The 16423-nt window shown below is 73.1% G+C and carries 15 protein-coding genes; 8 read left to right on the forward strand and 7 right to left on the reverse strand.

Annotated elements, in window-relative coordinates:
• Positions 1 to 86: 86 nt before the first annotated feature.
• From OG259_RS33020 to OG259_RS33030, 3 genes are all read left to right on the forward strand, one after another.
• Positions 87 to 1154 (forward strand): PP2C family protein-serine/threonine phosphatase, encoded by a 1068-nt coding sequence (locus OG259_RS33020; protein ID WP_328945569.1) that lies wholly within the window; start codon positions 87 to 89, stop codon positions 1152 to 1154.
• Positions 1155 to 1505: 351 nt separating this feature from the next.
• Positions 1506 to 2846 (forward strand): transcriptional regulator, encoded by a 1341-nt coding sequence (locus tag OG259_RS33025; RefSeq protein ID WP_328945570.1) that lies wholly within the window; start codon positions 1506 to 1508, stop codon positions 2844 to 2846.
• Positions 2847 to 2908: 62 nt separating this feature from the next.
• Positions 2909 to 3439, forward strand: coding sequence for an NUDIX domain-containing protein (locus OG259_RS33030; protein WP_266900708.1), 531 nt, complete (start codon positions 2909 to 2911; stop codon positions 3437 to 3439).
• Positions 3440 to 3510: 71 nt separating this feature from the next.
• Here OG259_RS33030 and OG259_RS33035 read toward each other — a convergent pair whose 3' ends face one another.
• Positions 3511 to 4371: a 3-hydroxybutyryl-CoA dehydrogenase gene (locus tag OG259_RS33035; RefSeq protein ID WP_328945571.1), complete on the reverse strand. Its 861-nt coding sequence runs from the start codon at positions 4369 to 4371 to the stop codon at positions 3511 to 3513.
• A gap of 171 nt (positions 4372 to 4542) precedes the next feature.
• Here OG259_RS33035 and OG259_RS33040 point away from each other — a divergent pair, with 171 nt between their 5' ends.
• A complete protein-coding gene (locus tag OG259_RS33040; protein WP_443052060.1) occupies positions 4543 to 5844 on the forward strand; it encodes a glycoside hydrolase family 10 protein in 1302 nt (433 codons plus the stop codon).
• A gap of 13 nt (positions 5845 to 5857) precedes the next feature.
• Here the strand turns inward: OG259_RS33040 and OG259_RS33045 are convergent, their stop codons facing one another.
• Positions 5858 to 6061 carry a DUF1918 domain-containing protein gene (locus OG259_RS33045; RefSeq protein WP_328947253.1) on the reverse strand — a complete coding sequence of 68 codons (204 nt, stop codon included), beginning with the start codon at positions 6059 to 6061 and terminating at the stop codon, positions 5858 to 5860.
• 144 nt (positions 6062 to 6205) lie between these two features.
• Positions 6206 to 7231 (reverse strand): DMT family transporter, encoded by a 1026-nt coding sequence (locus OG259_RS33050; RefSeq protein WP_328945573.1) that lies wholly within the window; start codon positions 7229 to 7231, stop codon positions 6206 to 6208.
• Between OG259_RS33050 and OG259_RS33055 the strand changes: the two genes are divergently transcribed.
• From OG259_RS33055 to OG259_RS33070, 4 genes are all read left to right on the forward strand, one after another.
• Positions 7230 to 8666, forward strand: a complete 1437-nt coding sequence (locus OG259_RS33055; RefSeq protein WP_328945574.1) for an aminotransferase-like domain-containing protein — start codon at positions 7230 to 7232, stop codon at positions 8664 to 8666. The two genes, OG259_RS33050 and OG259_RS33055, sit on opposite strands and share 2 nt — an antisense overlap.
• Positions 8667 to 8779: 113 nt before the next feature.
• Positions 8780 to 9232, forward strand: a complete 453-nt coding sequence (locus tag OG259_RS33060; protein ID WP_328945575.1) for a GNAT family N-acetyltransferase — start codon at positions 8780 to 8782, stop codon at positions 9230 to 9232.
• Between the two features lie 69 nt (positions 9233 to 9301).
• Complete coding sequence (locus OG259_RS33065) at positions 9302 to 9877, forward strand: histidine phosphatase family protein (RefSeq protein WP_266889847.1); 576 nt, start codon at positions 9302 to 9304, stop codon at positions 9875 to 9877.
• A gap of 138 nt (positions 9878 to 10015) precedes the next feature.
• Positions 10016 to 11179 (forward strand): methyltransferase, encoded by a 1164-nt coding sequence (locus tag OG259_RS33070; protein WP_328945576.1) that lies wholly within the window; start codon positions 10016 to 10018, stop codon positions 11177 to 11179.
• 50 nt (positions 11180 to 11229) lie between these two features.
• On the opposite strand, the gene OG259_RS33075 is transcribed toward OG259_RS33070, so the two are convergent.
• From OG259_RS33075 to argG, 4 genes are all read right to left on the reverse strand, one after another.
• Complete coding sequence (locus OG259_RS33075) at positions 11230 to 11634, reverse strand: VOC family protein (RefSeq protein ID WP_328945577.1); 405 nt, start codon at positions 11632 to 11634, stop codon at positions 11230 to 11232.
• A 155-nt stretch (positions 11635 to 11789) separates the two neighbouring features.
• Entirely contained in the window at positions 11790 to 13388 is a 1599-nt protein-coding gene (locus OG259_RS33080; RefSeq protein ID WP_328945578.1) for an ABC-F family ATP-binding cassette domain-containing protein, read from the reverse strand.
• A 162-nt stretch (positions 13389 to 13550) separates the two neighbouring features.
• Positions 13551 to 14390 (reverse strand): sigma factor-like helix-turn-helix DNA-binding protein, encoded by an 840-nt coding sequence (locus tag OG259_RS33085; RefSeq protein ID WP_328945579.1) that lies wholly within the window; start codon positions 14388 to 14390, stop codon positions 13551 to 13553.
• A gap of 334 nt (positions 14391 to 14724) precedes the next feature.
• Entirely contained in the window at positions 14725 to 16179 is a 1455-nt protein-coding gene (gene argG / locus OG259_RS33090) for an argininosuccinate synthase (protein ID WP_328945580.1), read from the reverse strand.
• Positions 16180 to 16423 lie beyond the last annotated feature (244 nt).

Raw genomic sequence — 16423 nt, forward strand, 5'->3', positions numbered from 1 at the left:
CGGTCGACAGAATCGACGCGGCCGCAGGGGCGGACCTGTGTGCCCCAGGGCCTTCGGGCGCTGTCGGGGCTCGGGAAGGGCCGTGCATGATCCGTACGAGGTCGTTCGTCTCCGATGGCTCCCGGCTCCGCCGGCTGGGCCCGCTGGCTCTCCCCACCGTGTGGGGTGCGGTGGCCGTGGCGTGGAAGTTCGGCTGTCCGCTGGCCCGGCAGCCGGGGCTGCCGATGAGGATCGCCACGAGTGTCGTCTTCCTCACCGTCGGGACCGGCCTCGTGCTCGGTCTGCGGCGCGGGTTCGCGCGGGAGCTGGCGGCCGTGCGGGCCGTCGCGGACGCCACCCAGCAGGTGCTGCTGCGCCCGCCGCCCGCCCGCCTCGACGGACTCGCGCTGGCCGCCGGGCAGTTGTCCGCCTCCCGGGGCGCTTCCGTCGGCGGGGATCTGTACGAGGCGGTGGCCACCCCCTACGGGGTGCGGATCGTCATCGGGGACGTCCGGGGGCACGGCCTCGCCGCCCTCGGTGCGGTGGTCGCCGTGCTGGGGAGCTTTCGCGAGGCCGCCCACGACGAGGCCGAACTCGGTGGGGTGCTGCGGCGTCTCGAGCGGGCCCTGGAGCGGCATCTGCGGGAGCGGGCGCGGGACGAGCACCCGGCGAGGTCGGGCGTGGAACCCGCGCACCCCGCGGCGGAGGAGTTCGTGACCCTGCTGCTTCTGGAGGTCCGGTCGGACGGGCGGCTCTCCGTGCTCAACTGCGGCCACCCCGGCCCGTACCGGCTCGGGCGGACGGTGGAGCGGCTCCCGGTGGGCGATCCGCTGCCCCCGCTCGGCGTCCTGCCGCTGCCCGGCGCCCTCGCGCCGTACACCGCGGCCCGGCTGATGCCCGGCGAGACCCTCGTCCTGCACACCGACGGCGCGGAGGAGGCCCGCGACCACCGTGGCCGGTTCTTCGCGCTCGACACCGCCCTGGCCGGGATGTCCGGAGAGGCGCCCGCCGCCATGGTCCGCCGGGTCCACACCGCTCTGCTGCGCCACACGGGCGGCCGGCTCGACGACGACGTCGCGCTGCTCGTCGTACGCAACGACCGCGTCCGGGTGCCGGCGCAGCCCGCCGAACCCGGGCTGCGCCGCCCCCGGCCCGCCCCCTCCTCCCACTGCTGAGCGGAGGAGGTCGGGGCCGGCGTCGCCCGCCCCGCCACGGAGTGTCGGGCAGATCAGCGGGGCGGGCGACGCTGACCGGGCGGCCGCACTGTTTGAGGGGGGAGCCGGCGGCCCGGTCGTCGCCTTGCGGCGAGAAGCACAGTCAAGCGGTACGGGGACGAGCACGGCAGAGTACGCGGACCGGGAGAACGAGTACTTCATTCACACCCCGTGCGAAATCGTCCCGTTCCAGGCCGATGCCGTCGTGCGGGGGTTGACCCGAAGGGGGTTCTCCGCAGTGGTTCGGCCCGTACGAAATCGGCCACCGCTACGCTGAGTTCACCGAGCTCGAGCCGAGCGACCGGAGCGGTCATGCAGCCCAACACCTTGCTCGACGCCCTGCTCGACGAAGCGGGCGTCTCGAACGCCGGCCTTGCCGCCCATGTGAACCGGGCAGGCCGGACCAGGGGTCTCACCCTGCGCTACGAACACACCGCCGTGGCCCGCTGGTTGAAGGGCCAGCGGCCGCGCGGCCAGGTGCCCGACCTGATCTGCGAGGTGCTCGCCGCACGGCTGCACCGGCAGGTGACCCTGGACGACATCGGCTTCGGGATGCCGGACGGGCCCGTCCTCGCGGTCGGTTCGCCGCTGTGCGGGTTCGTGGAGCGGGCGGCCGCCCTGTGGCGCTCCGACGAGCAGCAGCGGCCGCACATAGTGACCGCTCCCGCCGTGACCGGGACCCCGGCGGTGATGCCCGTGTGGGAGTGGGAGAACCCGCCGGAGGACGTGGACGTCTCCCGCGCGGGCCGGACGACGGTCTCCGCCGCCGACATCAGCGTGCTGAGCGCCGCTCGTTCGCACTACGAGCAGATGTACCGCAAGGCCGGGGGCATCGCGACCCGCGCCCGGATCGTCGGCTTCCTCACCACCGAGACCGCGCCGCTGCTGCGGGGTTCGTACAGCGACGCGCTCGGCCGGCGGCTGCACCGGGCCACCGGCGGACTGGTGGCGGTGGCCGGCATCTGCGCGTACGACGCCGACGCGCACGGTCTCGCCCAGCGCTACTTCCACCAGGCGCTGCGGCTCGCGAAGGCGAGCGGGGACCGGGGGCTCGGCGCCTATGTGATCGCGCTCCTCGTCAACCAGTCGCTGTTCATGGGGGAGTACCGGCAGGCGGTGGCGTTCGCGGAGGCGGCGCTGCGGGCGGCCGGACGGCAGATCACTCCGGCGCTTGCCGCCGATCTGACGGCGATGCAGGCGAAGGCGTACGCGCATCTGGGCGACGGGGCGGCCGCGTTGGCCTGTATCCGGCGGGCCGAGATCGCGGCGGAGCGGATCAGCCCGGGGGACGAACCGGCGGAGACGGGCTACGTCCAGCCGGGGCTCGTCAACGTCCAGGTCGCCGAGGCCTTGCTCAGTCTGGGTGATCTCGCCGCCGCCCACGAGCACGCGTCGATGGCGGTCGGGACGCCCTCGCACGACCGGGGCCGGGTGCACCGGCTCGCCATGCTGTGTCAGATCGAGCTACGGCGGGGGGAGGTGGACGGGGCGGCGCGTACGGCCGTCGAGATGACCGAGCGGGCGCGGGGGATGGAGTCGCGGCGGCTGCGGGACCGGCTGCGGCAGGTGCGGGAGCACCTCCTCGCGAGTGGCGGAGGCGATGCCCGGGAGGCGGCGGCGCTTATTGACGGGGCGCTACGCGTTCCCCTGTGAGCATCGAACTGCTGCGATATTGCCACCAAACAAGCACCGACCAGTCGGAAGGTGGCAAGAACGTGCAGTGGACGAAACTGAGCGAACGCTCTGTCTATGAGAATCGCTGGTTCCGGGTGAACCTCGCGGACGTCGAACTCCCGGACGGCCGCCACCTCGACCACTATCTGATCCGGCTCCGTCCGGTCGCCGTCGCGACCGCCCTCAACGAGGCCGACGAAGTCCTGATGCTCTGGCGCCATCGCTTCATCACCGACAGCTGGGGCTGGGAACTGGCCGCCGGTGTCGTCGAGGACGGCGAGGACATCGAGGCCGCCGCCGCCCGTGAGATGGAGGAGGAGACCGGCTGGCGGCCGGGGCCGCTGCGCCATCTCCTCACCGTCGAGCCGTCCAACGGCCTCACCGACGCCCGCCACCACCTCTACTGGGCCGAGCAGGCCACGTACACCGGACCGCCCGAGGACGCCTTCGAGTCCTCACGGCGGGCCTGGGTGCCGCTGAAACAGGTCCCCGACATGATCGCCCGGGGCGAGATCCCGGCCGCCAACATGGCCGCCGGGCTGCTGATGCTCCACCATCTGCGGCTGGGCTGACCTCCTGGCCGCGGACATGCCGGACGGCCCGTACCTGTGCGTGTGTACGGGCCGTCCGGGGTCCTGGGAGATCAGGCGTACGGGTAGAAGCCCGAGCCCGTCTTCCGGCCGAGCCGGCCCGCGTCCACCATGCGCTGGAGCAGCGGGGGAGCGGCGTACAGCGGCTCCTTGAACTCGGCGTACATCGAGTCCGCGATCGAGGCGATCGTGTCCAGACCGATCAGGTCCGAGAGCTTCAGCGGGCCCATCGGGTGGGCGCAGCCGAACTCCATGCCGTTGTCGATGTCGTCGCGGCTCGCGATGCCCGACTCGAACATCCGGATCGCGGAGAGCAGATACGGCACGAGCAGGGCGTTGACCACGAAGCCGGAGCGGTCCTGCGCGCGGATCGCGTGCTTGCCGAGGGCCTTCTCGGCGAAGGCCTGGGCGCGGCTGATCGTGCCCTCGGAGGTGGTGAGGGCCGGGATCAGCTCGACGAGCTTCTGCACCGGGGCCGGGTTGAAGAAGTGGATGCCGATGACCTGGTCGGGGCGGGAGGTCGCCACGGCCAGCTTCACCAGCGGGATGGAGGAGGTGTTCGAGGCCAGGATGGCGTCCGGCCGGGTCATCACCTGGTCGAGGACCTGGAAGATCTCGGTCTTGACCTGCTCGTTCTCCACGACCGCCTCGATGACGAGGTCGCGGTCGGCGAACTCGCCCAGGTCGGTGGTGAAGCTGAGGCGGGCGAGCGTCGCGTCCCGCTCCTCCTCGCTGATCTTGCCGCGTTCGGCGGCCTTCGCCAGCGAGTTGTAGAGCCGTGTGCGGCCGATCTCCAGCGCCTCGCCGGTGGTCTCGGCGACCTTCACCTCAAGGCCGCTCCGGGCACACACCTCTGCGATGCCCGCGCCCATCTGGCCGCAGCCCACCACTCCGACGCGCTCAATGTCGGCCATGGAGTCCGTCACCTCGTGCCTTTCGCTCTTCTCTGGCGGCGGGGCCCCCGTGTGATTCCGGTGCGTCCGCCTCGACCCCACGACGTTACCGCTCATTAACCGATGATCGATCGTCCGGGGCGGGCATGCTGTCCGGGTGCGTGTGACGTATCCGACACGGGAGGGGTACAAGTGCGGCCTATCGGCAGAAGAGGTTTCGTGACGGGGGCGGCCGGAGCGGCGCTCGCGGTGACGGGCGGGGGAGCGGTGACGGGTGCGGGAGCGCTGACGGGCGGCGGTACGGCCGCCGCCGCCGTACCGGAGGCGCGGGACGCCCGGGCGCCGAGGCGACCGCATCCCCGGTGCGCGTTCCGGGGGATGTGGATCGCCACGGTCGCCAACCGCGACTGGCCCTCCCGTGCCGGCCTGACCGCCGAGGAGCAGCGCGCCGAGCTCGTCGCCCATCTCGACACCGCCGTCGAGCGCCGGCTCAACGCCGTGGTCCTCCAGGTCCGGCCGACCGCCGACGCGCTCTGGCCCTCGCCGTACGAGCCCTGGGCGCAGTACCTGACGGGGACGCAGGGCCGCGATCCCGGCTGGGACCCGCTGGGCACGGCCGTCGAGGAGGCCCATGCGCGGGGCCTCGAACTGCACGCCTGGTTCAACCCGTACCGAGTGGCGAATCACACGGACCCGACCCGGCTCGTCGCCGGCCATCCGGCCCGGCTCCACCCCGAGTGGGTGCTGCCCTACGGCGGGAAGCTCTACTACAACCCCGGGCTGCCGGAAGTCCGGGCGTTCGTCCAGGACGCGATGCTCGACGCGCTGCGGCGCTACGACATCGACGCCGTGCACTGGGACGACTACTTCTACCCGTACCCGGTGGCCGGGCAGGTCTTCGCCGACGACGAGGCGTACGCGCGGTACGGCGGGGACTTCCCCGACAAGGCGTCCTGGCGGCGGAACAACACCGATCTGCTGGTCTCCGAGACCGCGGCCCGGATCAAGGCGCTCAAGCCACAGGTGGCCTTCGGAGTGAGCCCCTTCGGGGTCTGGCGGAACATCGCCACCGACCCGGAGGGCTCGGACACCCGCGCGGGTGTCCAGACCTACGACGACCTGTACGCCGACACCCGGAAATGGATCCGGGAGGGCTGGATCGACTACGTCGTACCTCAGCTGTACTGGAACATCGGCCTGCCCGCCGCCGACTACGCCAAGCTGCTGCCCTGGTGGGACGCGGTGGTACGGGGAACCGGCGTCGGCCTCTACATCGGCGAGGCCCTCTACAAGGCGGGTGATCCCGCCCACCCCGCGGCCTGGCAGGACCCGAAGGAGCTGTCACGGCACCTGGAGCTGGCCGCCGGCTACCGGGCGGTCGGCGGTCACTGCTACTTCTCCGCGAAGGAGGTCGCAGCGGACCCGATCGGGGCGATGACCACCGTGGTGGCCGATCACTACCCGACCAGGGTCCGGCCGCCGAGGCAGGGCTGACCTGGGGAGGGGCTCAGCTCGCGCCTGCCTCGGGGTGATGGCGTACGACGGTGTCGGGGCCCGGTGACATCAGGGCCTCGTGACCGTCGTCGTCGAACTTCACGCGGTACGGGGGCGTGCCGTTCTCCCCCAGTACCTGAAGGACCTGGGCCGTACGGTCGTGGTGACCGACGGTCCGGCCGTGCACCAGCAGTTTGTCGCCCACGTTCGCCTGCATCGGGGTGTCCTCCTCGCGACCCGGCGTGTGCTGTTCGGGGTCTATGTCTGCCATTGTGACGTGAGTCACCCCGATCCGTCGCGCCGGCCCCCGTCTTCCCGGGTCGCCTCTTCGGCTCCCCGGGTCGGCTCTTCGCCGGCCGGGTCAGCTCTTCGCCCGCTGGGTCACCGCGATGCAGACGAGTACCGCCACCGCCGCGACCGGGGCCGCCAGCGGCAGGGTCTCGCCGAGCAGGACCACCGACCAGAACAGGGTGAGGAGCGGCTGCGCGAGCTGGAGCTGGCTCGCCTTGGGGATGCCGATCGAGGCCATGCCCCGGTACCAGACGTACAGGCCGAAGAAGGTGGAGCCGGCCGCGACCCAGACCAGGCCGATCACGCCGTGGGCGTTCAGGCTGACCGGCTCCACGGACAGCGCCACGGCCGAGCCGACCACCATCAGCGGCAGGCAGAGGATCAGGGCCCAGCCGATGACGTGCCAGCCCGGCATGAGCCGGGCGAGGCGGCCGCCCTCGGTGTATCCGGCCGCGCACACGAGGAGTGCGCCGAAGAGGTACACATCGCCCTGCGACACGGCCCCGCCGCTCTGCTGGACGGTGAAGGCGAGCACGACGACGGCGCCCGACACGGCCGCGAACCAGAAGGTGCGGGACGGCCGGCGCTTGGTCCGCAGGGCGGCGAAGGTCGCCGTGGTGAGCGGCAGCAGACCGACGACGACGGCGGCGTGCGAGGTGGTGGAGGTCTGCAGTGCCAGGGTCGTCAGGAGCGGGAAGCCGATGACGACTCCGCCCGCGACCACGGCCAGGCCCGCCCAGTGGCGCCGCTCCGGCAGCGGCACCCGGCCGACGAGGAGGAACGCGCCCGCGATGAGGGCGGCGAGCGTGGAACGCACGGCCACGAGGCTCCAGGGTCCGAAACTCTCCAGGCCCCAGACGGTCGACGGGAACGTGAGCGAGAAGGAGACCACGCCGAGGACGGCGAGCAGGGTGCCACGGGGGAGCGGGTCGGTACGGCTGCCGGTGGGGGCGGTCGGGGCGGTCCCGGCGGGGGTGCTCACCGTGGAGCCGCCGGTGCCTGCCGTGCGGGCGCCTGCGCCGTGATCGGCGGTGCTTCCGTCCGTCGTGGTGACCGCTATCGTCGTGGCGGCAGTAGCGCTATCCTGTGCTCTCATGATCGAGCGTAGCAGTGTCGCGGAACTGGCGCATTCATTGAGAGCGGAGCTCAACCGCTACTCACCCGGTGGAAAGCTGCCGTCGAGTCGCGCACTCGTCGAGCGCTATCGGGTCTCCCCGGTGACCGTCACCCGGGCCCTCGCGCAGCTCGCCGCCGAGGGGCTCGTCGTCACCCGCCCCGGCGCCGGCGCCTTCCGCGCCGAGCCCCGCGCCGCCACCCCCGTCGTCGGCGACACCTCCTGGCAGGAGGTCGCCCTCAGCGCCGACACGGCCACCGAACTCGTTCCCCGGGCCGTCGACGCCTCCGGCGTCCTCGTCACCCTGGCCACGCCGCCGCCCGGCGTGATCGAGTTCAACGGCGGCTACCTCCACCCTTCCCTCCAGCCCGAGCGGGCCCTCGCCGACGCCCTCGCCCGAGCGGGACGCCGCCCCGGAGCCTGGGGCAGGCCGCCCACCGACGGCCTGCCCGAGCTGCGCGAGTGGTTCGCCCGCGAGATCGGCGGCAGCGTCACGGCCGCCGACCTCCTCATCACCGCCGGTGGCCAGTCCGCCATCACCACCGCCCTGCGCGCCCTCGCCCCGCCCGGCACCCCGGTCCTCGTCGAGTCGCCCACCTACCCGGGCATGCTCGCCGTCGCCCGCGCCGCCGGACTGCGCCCCGTCCCCGTACCCGTCGACGCCGACGGAGTCCGCCCCGAGCTCCTGGAGGCCGCGTTCCGAGCCACCGGGGCCCGGGTCTTCGTCTGCCAGCCGCTCTTCCAGAACCCGACGGGCGCGGTGCTCGCCCCCGAGCGGCGCCTTGAGGTCGTCCGGATCGCCCGGGCCGCCGGAGCCTTCGTCGTCGAGGACGACTTCGCCCGCCGTCTCGTCCACGAGGACGCGCCGCCGCTGCCCGCACCGCTCGCCGCCGAGGACCCCGACGGCGTCGTCGTCCACGTCTGCTCGCTCACCAAGGCCACCTCGCCCAACCTGCGGGTCGGCGCCCTCGCCGCCCGCGGCCCCGTCCTGGCGCGACTCCGCGCCATCCAGGTCGTCGACAGCTTCTTCGTCCCGCGGCCGCTCCAGGAGGCCGCGCTCGAACTCGTCGGCTCGCCCGCCTGGCACCGCCATCTGCGGGCCGTCGCCCAGGAGCTCAAGAGCCGCCGCGACGTGCTGGCCGGCGCCGTCGCCCACCAGCTCCCCACGTTCGCCCTGCCGCACATTCCCTACGGCGGCTACCACCTCTGGCCGCGCCTCCCCGACGACGTCCCCGAGGCGGCCCTCCTCGCCACCGCCCTGCGGACCGGCGTGGCCGCGGCTCCCGGCCGCCCGTACTTCTGCGCGGAACCGCCTGCCGGTCACATCCGGCTGAGTTTCGCGGGTGTCGCGGGCCCCACCGAGATCGCCGAGGGCGTGCGCCGCCTGCGGGCGGCGGTCGACGAGCTCACCGCCTGAGCGGCGGGGGCGGGCCGCGCGGGGGACTTCGCCCGTCCCCGGCGGCCTTGCCCGCCCCCCGGCCCCCGGCAAATTCACCTGACAAGCCCCGGAGTCACTGGAACGCTTCGGTCATGAGCGACAGCGCGCCCGCGGACAACCCCGTCATGCACGGGACGTACGAGATCTCAGCCGACCCTGCGCGGATCGACGCCGCCCGCGTGCACCACTGGCTGTCCACGGACTCCTACTGGGCCCACGGCCGACCTCGGGAGAAGCAGGACCTGGCCATCGCCGGGTCGCTCAACCTCGGTGCCTACGACCGCGAGAGCGGCGAGATGGCCGCCTACGCGCGCGTCGTCACCGACTACGCCACCTTCGCCTGGCTCTGCGACGTCTACGTCGACCGCCCGGCCCGTGGCACCGGCCTCGGGACCGCGCTCGTCACCGCCGTCCGCGACCACCTCTCGCCGTACGGACTGCGCCGCATCATGCTCGCGACCGCCGACGCGCACGGTGTGTACGAGAAGGTCGGTTTCACGCCACTTCAGAATCCGGACAAGTGGATGGCTCTCGGGCAGCAGTGAAGCGGAGCCCCTCCCGCCCCGGGGAATGACCCCTTGACCTGCGGAGCCTTCGGCCTCACGATCGCGCCCATGAGTCTTCGGGTGACGCTCGTCACGGCGGCACGCAGCTCCTCCCTGCTCGCCGAACGCTTCGACGACGACCGGCCACTGGACGAGGCCGGCTGGTACGAGGTGCAGCAGGCCGCGCCCGCGCTCATCCCGCTCGGCGCCGCCGAACTGCGCTACTGCTCCCCGACCCCGCGCAGCCGCGCCACCGGCACCGCCCTCGGCTACGCGCCCCTCGCCCAGCCCGCCCTCCGCGACTGCGACATGGGCCGCTGGCGGGGCCTGACCCTCGCCGAGGTCGCCGCCCTCGAACCGGCCGCCGTCGACGCCTGGCTCACCGACGCCCGCACCGCCCCGCACGGCGGCGAACCGCTCCTCGCCTTCATCACCCGGATAGGGAACTGGCTCGACACCCGCCCCGCCGACGACGGCGCCATCGTCGCCGTCGCCGAACCCTCCGTCGTACGGGCCGCCCTCGTGTACGCCCTGAAGGCGCCGCCCGCCACGTACTGGAACGTCGACGTCCGCCCCCTCTCCACCGTCACCCTCACCGGCCGCCCCGGCCTCTGGCACCTCCAGCTCGACGCGGCCCTGCGCTGAACCGTCCGCCACCGCGGCCCCGACGCGGCCCCGACGCCCGGAACCCCTCCGTCGCGCGCCGCGAGGGAGGCGCCGCGGCCGCCGACGAGCACGTCGCGGGGGGAGAGAGCGGCCGGGACCGGCTAGCCTGAGGGCACGATGAACCGTTTGACCACGTCATGGGGCGCCTTCACGCTGACCCGCCATCCCGAGGACCCGCGCGATCAGCTGCGCGCCTGGGACGCGTCCGACGAGTACCTCCTGGGCCAGCTGGCCGAGAGCGGTACCGACCTGTCCGGCACCGTCGCCGTCCTCGGCGACCGCTGGGGAGCCCTCGTCACCGCACTCCAGGCCGCCGGGCCCGGGGAGCTCGTCCAGATCTCCGACTCGTACCTCGGCCGCCAGGCCACGCGGGCCAACCTCGCGCGCGCCGGCGCCGCCCCGGACGCCGTCCGGCTCCTCACCACCCAGGACCCGCCGCCCGAGCGGATCGACGTCCTCCTCGTCCGCGTCCCCAAGAGCCTCGCGCTCCTGGAGGACCAGCTGCACCGGCTCGCACCCGCCGTGCACGAGGGGACCGTGGTCGTCGGCACCGGCATGGTCAAGGACATCCACACCTCCACGCTGCGACTCTTCGAGCGGATCCTGGGGCCCACCCGGACCTCGCTCGCGGTGAAGAAGGCGCGGCTGATCCACACCACGCCCGACCCCGCCATCACCCCGCGTCCGAACCCCTGGCCGCACCGGTACGACCTTCCAGCGGACACCCCCGCGCCCGGTCTCCCCGGTCTGACCGTCACCAACCACGCCGGGGTCTTCTGCGCCGACCGCCTCGACATCGGCACCCGCTTCCTCCTCGCGAACCTGCCCGGCGGCATCGGCCGGGTCCGCGTCGCCGACCTCGGCTGCGGCAACGGCGTGGTCGGCCTCGCCATCGCGCTGCACGAACCCGACGCGGAACTGATCTTCACCGACGAGTCGTACCAGGCGGTCGCCTCCGCCGAGGAGAACTTCCGTACCCACGTGGGCGAAGGACGCAAGGCCGAGTTCCTCGTCGGCGACGGGCTCGCCGACGTGCCCGACGGCTCGGTGGACCTCGTCCTCAACAACCCGCCGTTCCACACCCACCAGGCCACCACCGACCGCACGGCCCGCCGCATGTTCAGCGACGCGCGGCGCGCGCTGCGGCCGGGCGGCGAACTGTGGGTCATCGGCAACCGCCACCTCGGCTACCACGTCACCCTGCGCCGGATCTTCGGCAACAGCGAACTCGTCGCGAGCGACTCCAAGTTCGTCGTCCTGCGTGCGGTGCGGAAGGCCTAGGTCCACAGGACCCGGGACCGGGGCGCGGCCTTTCCGGCCGCGCCCCGCCGTCATCCTCCCCAGGTGCGCGAGCACAGGACGAGCTGATAGCCGTCGGGGTCCTGGACGGTCACGCCGTACTCGTCCCAGTACGGGTTGTGTGCCGCCACCCGCGTGCCACCGGCCGCGAGCAGCCGCTCCACCTGCTCCTCCTCGACGGGCGCCCCGAGATAGACCACGAACAGGTCCTCGACGGTCGGGTCCGGCTCCACGGGATGCTCGGGATCACGGGTCAGCTCGAAGTGCCAACCGCCGCCCTTGGGGCCGACCATGAGCAGATCGTGCTTGCCCGACACCCGCTCGGTGGTCCGCCACTGCACGTCGAGCCCGAGCCCGTCGACGTAGAACCGCTCGGCGGCGGCCAGGTCCCGCGACGGGCGGGCGATCCGTACATGGGTCTGCGCATCGATGATCATGTCTCCAGGCTAGGGGGTGTCCTGTCGATCAGGCCGGGCGGGACTTTCCGGACCCGGCCCAGGGCCGTGCCACCTCCGCCGACTCTCAGGGAACCCCTGCCTTCCCAGGGGCTCGACCCCGACGCGCGGGTCGGGGTCTACGGTCCGGCCGACCCTCAGGCCAGGCTCACGAGCCCCCGGTACTCCTCGCTCCACAGGTCCTCGTCCGCGTCCGGCAGCAGCAGGACCCGCTCGGGGCGCAGCGCGTCGAGTGCGTCCTCGTCGTGCGTGACCATCACGATCGCGCCCGGATACGTGCCCACGGCCGCCAGGACCTCGTCTCGGGAGGAGGGATCCAGGTTGTTCGTGGGCTCGTCCAGGAGCAGGACGTTCGCGCCCGAGTGGACCAGCGCGGCCAGCGCGAGCCGGGTCTTCTCGCCGCCGGAGAGCACCCCGGCCGGCTTGTCCGCGTCGTCGCCCCGGAACAGGAACGCGCCCAGGACCGCCCGTACCTCGCCGTCCGTCAGGTGCGGAGCCGCGTCGGCGAGGTTCTCCCGGACCGTGCGGCCCGGATCGAGCGTGTCGTGCTCCTGGGCGAAGTAGCCGAGCCGCAGCCCGTGCCCGCGCACCACCCGCCCGGAGTCGGGCGTCTCCTGCCCGGCGAGGATCCGCAACAGGGTCGTCTTTCCCGCCCCGTTGAGACCGAGGACGACGAGCCGGCTGCCCCGGTCCACGGCGAGGTCCACCCCGTCGAGCACCGGGCGCGCCTCGTACGCCTTGGTCAGCGCGACCGCCCCCAGCGGCATCCGCCCGCAGGGCGCGGGCTCGGGCAGCCGGATGCGGGCGACCCGCTCGGCCTGCCGCGCCGCGTCGAGCCCGGCCAGCAACCGGTCGGCCCGGCGCGCCATGCTGCGGGCCGTGGTCGCCGTCGCCACCCGGGACTTCATCCGGTCCGCCTGCGCGTGCAGGGACGCGGCCTTGCGCTCGGCGTTGGCGCGCTCCCGCACCCGGCGTCGCTCGTCGGTCTCCCGCTGGGTCAGGTAGACCTCCCAGCCGGTGTTGTGGACGTCGAGCGCGGCACGCTGCGGATCGAGGTGGAAGACCCGGTTGACGGTGTCGGCGAGGAGCCGTACGTCATGGCTGATCAGCACGAGTCCGCCCCGGTGGGCGGCGAGGTGGCCACGCAGCCAGCCGATCGAGTCGGCGTCCAGGTGGTTGGTCGGCTCGTCGAGGAGCAGGGTGTCCTCCCGGCCGTGACCTGCGAAGAGGATCCTGGCCAGCTCGACCCGGCGTTTCTGGCCGCCGGACAGCCGGCCGACGGGCCGGTCCATGACATCGGCGGGCAGGCCGAGACCGGCGGCGACCCGTGCGGCCTCCGCCTCTGCCGCGTAGCCGCCGCCCGCCTCGAAGGCGGACTCGGCCCGGTCGTATGCGGCGAGCGCCCGCGCGTCGGGTGCCTCACCGAGCCGGTGGGCGGCCTCCGCGAGCCGCCTGACCGCCCGGTCGAGACCGCGTGCGGAGAGGATCCGGTCGGTGACGGTCACGGTGGGGTCGGCGGCCCGCGAATCCTGGGCGAGATGCCCGATCGAGCCGGTACGGGTGACGGTGCCGGCGGCGGGTGCGCGCAGCCCGGCAAGGGTGTCGAGGAGGGTGGTCTTTCCGGCGCCGTTGCGGCCGACGAGACCGATCCGGTCGCCAGGGGCGATGTGGAGGGAGACGCCGGACAGCAGGAGCCGGGCGCCGACGCGCACGTCGGCACCACGAACGGTGATCATGGGGTAACGCTCCGAAAAAGCTTGAGGACACACGGGTGGCGTGGGAGTGGGTCCTCAGCTAGGAGATTCGGGGCGTAGACATGCCGTCGAGGCTAGCGGAGGAGGGTCCTCGGGCGCACCGGAATTCTGTCCCGAGCCCCGGGGTCCTCACTCCGCCCCCCGTCACCCATCGGGAAAGGTCAGGTCCAGCGCACGCACCCGGTCCTCCCCGGTGGTGACGGAGACGGTGACGATCCGGTCCCGGCGGAGGGTGAACGCCACGGCGGAGACCGGCCGTCCGCCGACGAAGGCGACGGCTCCGACGGCCCCGTCGACCAGCGCGGGCCGGGCCACGTCCGCGAACCGCGCGAAGGCGGCCGCCCCCTCGGCGACGGCCGGGGCGCCGTGGACGGGGCCGCGCTCGGAATAGGCGATCACGTCCGGGTCGAGGACGGCCGCGAGCTCGCGGGCGTCACGCGCGCGTGCGGCGGCCAGGAACCGGTCCACCACCGCCCGCTGCCGCCCCGCGCCCCCCTCGGTACGGGCGGCCCCCTGGCCCCGGACCCGCTCCCGGGCCCGCCGGGCGAGCCGTGCCACCTCCTCGGGGGAACCGCCGGTGATCCGCGCCGTCTCGTACGGCGGCAACCCGAACACGTCGTGGAGTACGTAGGCGAGCCGCTCCTCGACCTCCAGGGACTCCAGTACGAAGAACAGCGCCAGCCATGCGGCCTCAAGCCCGGCCCCCGCCGCCGCCCCGGACGCTTCTCCGGCCGTGCGCCGACGGCCGGGCCCGCCGCCCGCCTGCCGCTCCTGGAGCACCCGCACACACTCTTGCGCCACCAGCGCGGTCAGCCAGACCCGTACCGACGCCCCGTCGTCCCGTCCCAGGTCCGCCCGCGCCGCCGCGAGCGCCTCCTCGGCCTCGGCCGGCGAGCCCGTCATCCGCAGCGCAACATGCCGCAACTGCTCCTCGTGGACGTCGAAGCGCCCGGTCAGGGCGGTCAGGAAGGTGTCGTCGTACATGGCGCCTCACTCCTCGTCGGGTCCGTCACCGCCTTGACGTGAGGGCCCGCCGCGATGTGACAGAACCGGCCGTTCGCCGGCGACGGAGTCAGCCCCCGCACGAGCTCCCGGGCGACGCTCCGCCGGACCTCGGCGAGGCGAGGCCCGGGACGACGGAAAGGCCGGCTCGACGCGGGGGACGTCGGGCCGGCCTTCCGGGGCGTCGAGCGTGGCGCTCGACGGAGGGTGCCGAGCGGTGCGCTCGACGGGGTGTCGCGAGCACAGGGCGCTCGACGGGGTGTGCCGAGCACGGCGTTCGGAGGAGGTGTCGAGCGCCGTGCTCGGCAGTGGCGGGTCAGTCCGTGCCGAACTCCATCGCGGCGCGGTCCAGCATCTCGTCGTCCTCGGCGGCCTCGCCGCGGGAGGCGATGGCCTCCGCGCCGCCCTCCGGCAGCTCGGTCAGGGTGCCGATCAGTCCGGCCGCGGCCGCCTGGGCGGCACCGATGGCGGGGCTGCCGGTGCCGATCAGGCCGAGACCGGCGTACTGCTCCAGCTTGGCGCGGGAGTCGGCGATGTCGAGGTTGCGCATGGTGAGCTGGCCGATCCGGTCCACCGGACCGAAAGCCGAGTCCTCGGTGCGCTCCATGGACAGCTTGTCCGGGTGGTAGCTGAACGCCGGGCCCGTCGTGTCGAGGATCGAGTAGTCCTCGCCACGCCGCAGCCGCAGCGTCACCTCGCCGGTGACGGCCGCGCCGACCCAGCGCTGGAGCGACTCCCGCACCATCAGTGCCTGCGGGTCCAGCCAGCGGCCCTCGTACATCAGTCGGCCGAGACGCCGTCCCTCGTTGTGGTACTGGGCGAGGGTGTCCTCGTTGTGGATCGCGTTGACCAGCCGCTCGTACGCGGCGTGCAGCAGGGCCATGCCGGGCGCCTCGTAGATGCCGCGGCTCTTGGCCTCGATGATCCGGTTCTCGATCTGGTCCGACATGCCCATGCCGTGGCGGCCGCCGATGGCGTTGGCCTCCATGACGAGGTCGACGGCGGAGGCGAACTCCTTGCCGTTGATGGACACGGGCCGGCCCTGCGAGAAGCCGATCGTGACGTCCTCGGTCTCGATCTCGACCGACGGGTCCCAGAACCGCACGCCCATGATCGGCTCGACGGTCTCCACGCCGGTGTCGAGGTGCTCCAGCGTCTTGGCCTCGTGGGTGGCACCCCAGATGTTGGCGTCGGTGGAGTACGCCTTCTCGGTGCTGTCGCGGTACGGCAGGTCGTGGGCGACCAGCCACTCCGACATCTCCTTGCGGCCGCCGAGCTCCGTCACGAAGTCCGCGTCCAGCCAGGGCTTGTAGATCCGCAGGTGCGGGTTGGCGAGGAGACCGTAGCGGTAGAACCGCTCGATGTCGTTGCCCTTGAAGGTCGAGCCGTCGCCCCAGATCTGGACGTTGTCCTCGAGCATCGCCCGGACGAGGAGGGTGCCGGTGACGGCACGGCCGAGCGGGGTGGTGTTGAAGTAGGCGCGGCCGCCGGAGCGGATGTGGAACGCCCCGCAGGTGAGTGCGGCAAGACCCTCCTCGACCAGCGCCGCGCGGCAGTCGACCAGGCGCGCGATCTCGGCACCGTAGGTCTTGGCGCGGCCGGGCACTGAGGCGATGTCGGGCTCGTCGTACTGGCCGATGTCGGCGGTGTAGGTGCACGGGATGGCGCCCTTGTCGCGCATCCATGCGACCGCTACGGAGGTGTCGAGGCCGCCGGAGAAGGCGATGCCGACGCGCTCGCCGGCGGGCAGGGAGGTGAGGACCTTGGACATAGGAAGAGTATGCATCATCTCGCATGGTCATGCAAAGGGATGTCGGTGAGCGAGTGTGGAACCGCCTCGTCCGGCGCCCCGTGAGGCCCGTTCCTCCGGGCCGGGCGTGCCGGTCGACCTGCCCAAGCGCGAGGGGGGAGGGCTGCCCGTGCTGCATCCACTCCCCGCACGGGCACGTGCGCGAAGGTGCGGTCGAGTCGGTCGGCGGTGGTCGGTGCGGCGCGGGACCGTCGCCGGTTGCAGG

This window comes from Streptomyces sp. NBC_00250 (genome assembly GCF_036192275.1).
Classification (GTDB): Bacteria; Actinomycetota; Actinomycetes; order Streptomycetales; family Streptomycetaceae; genus Streptomyces.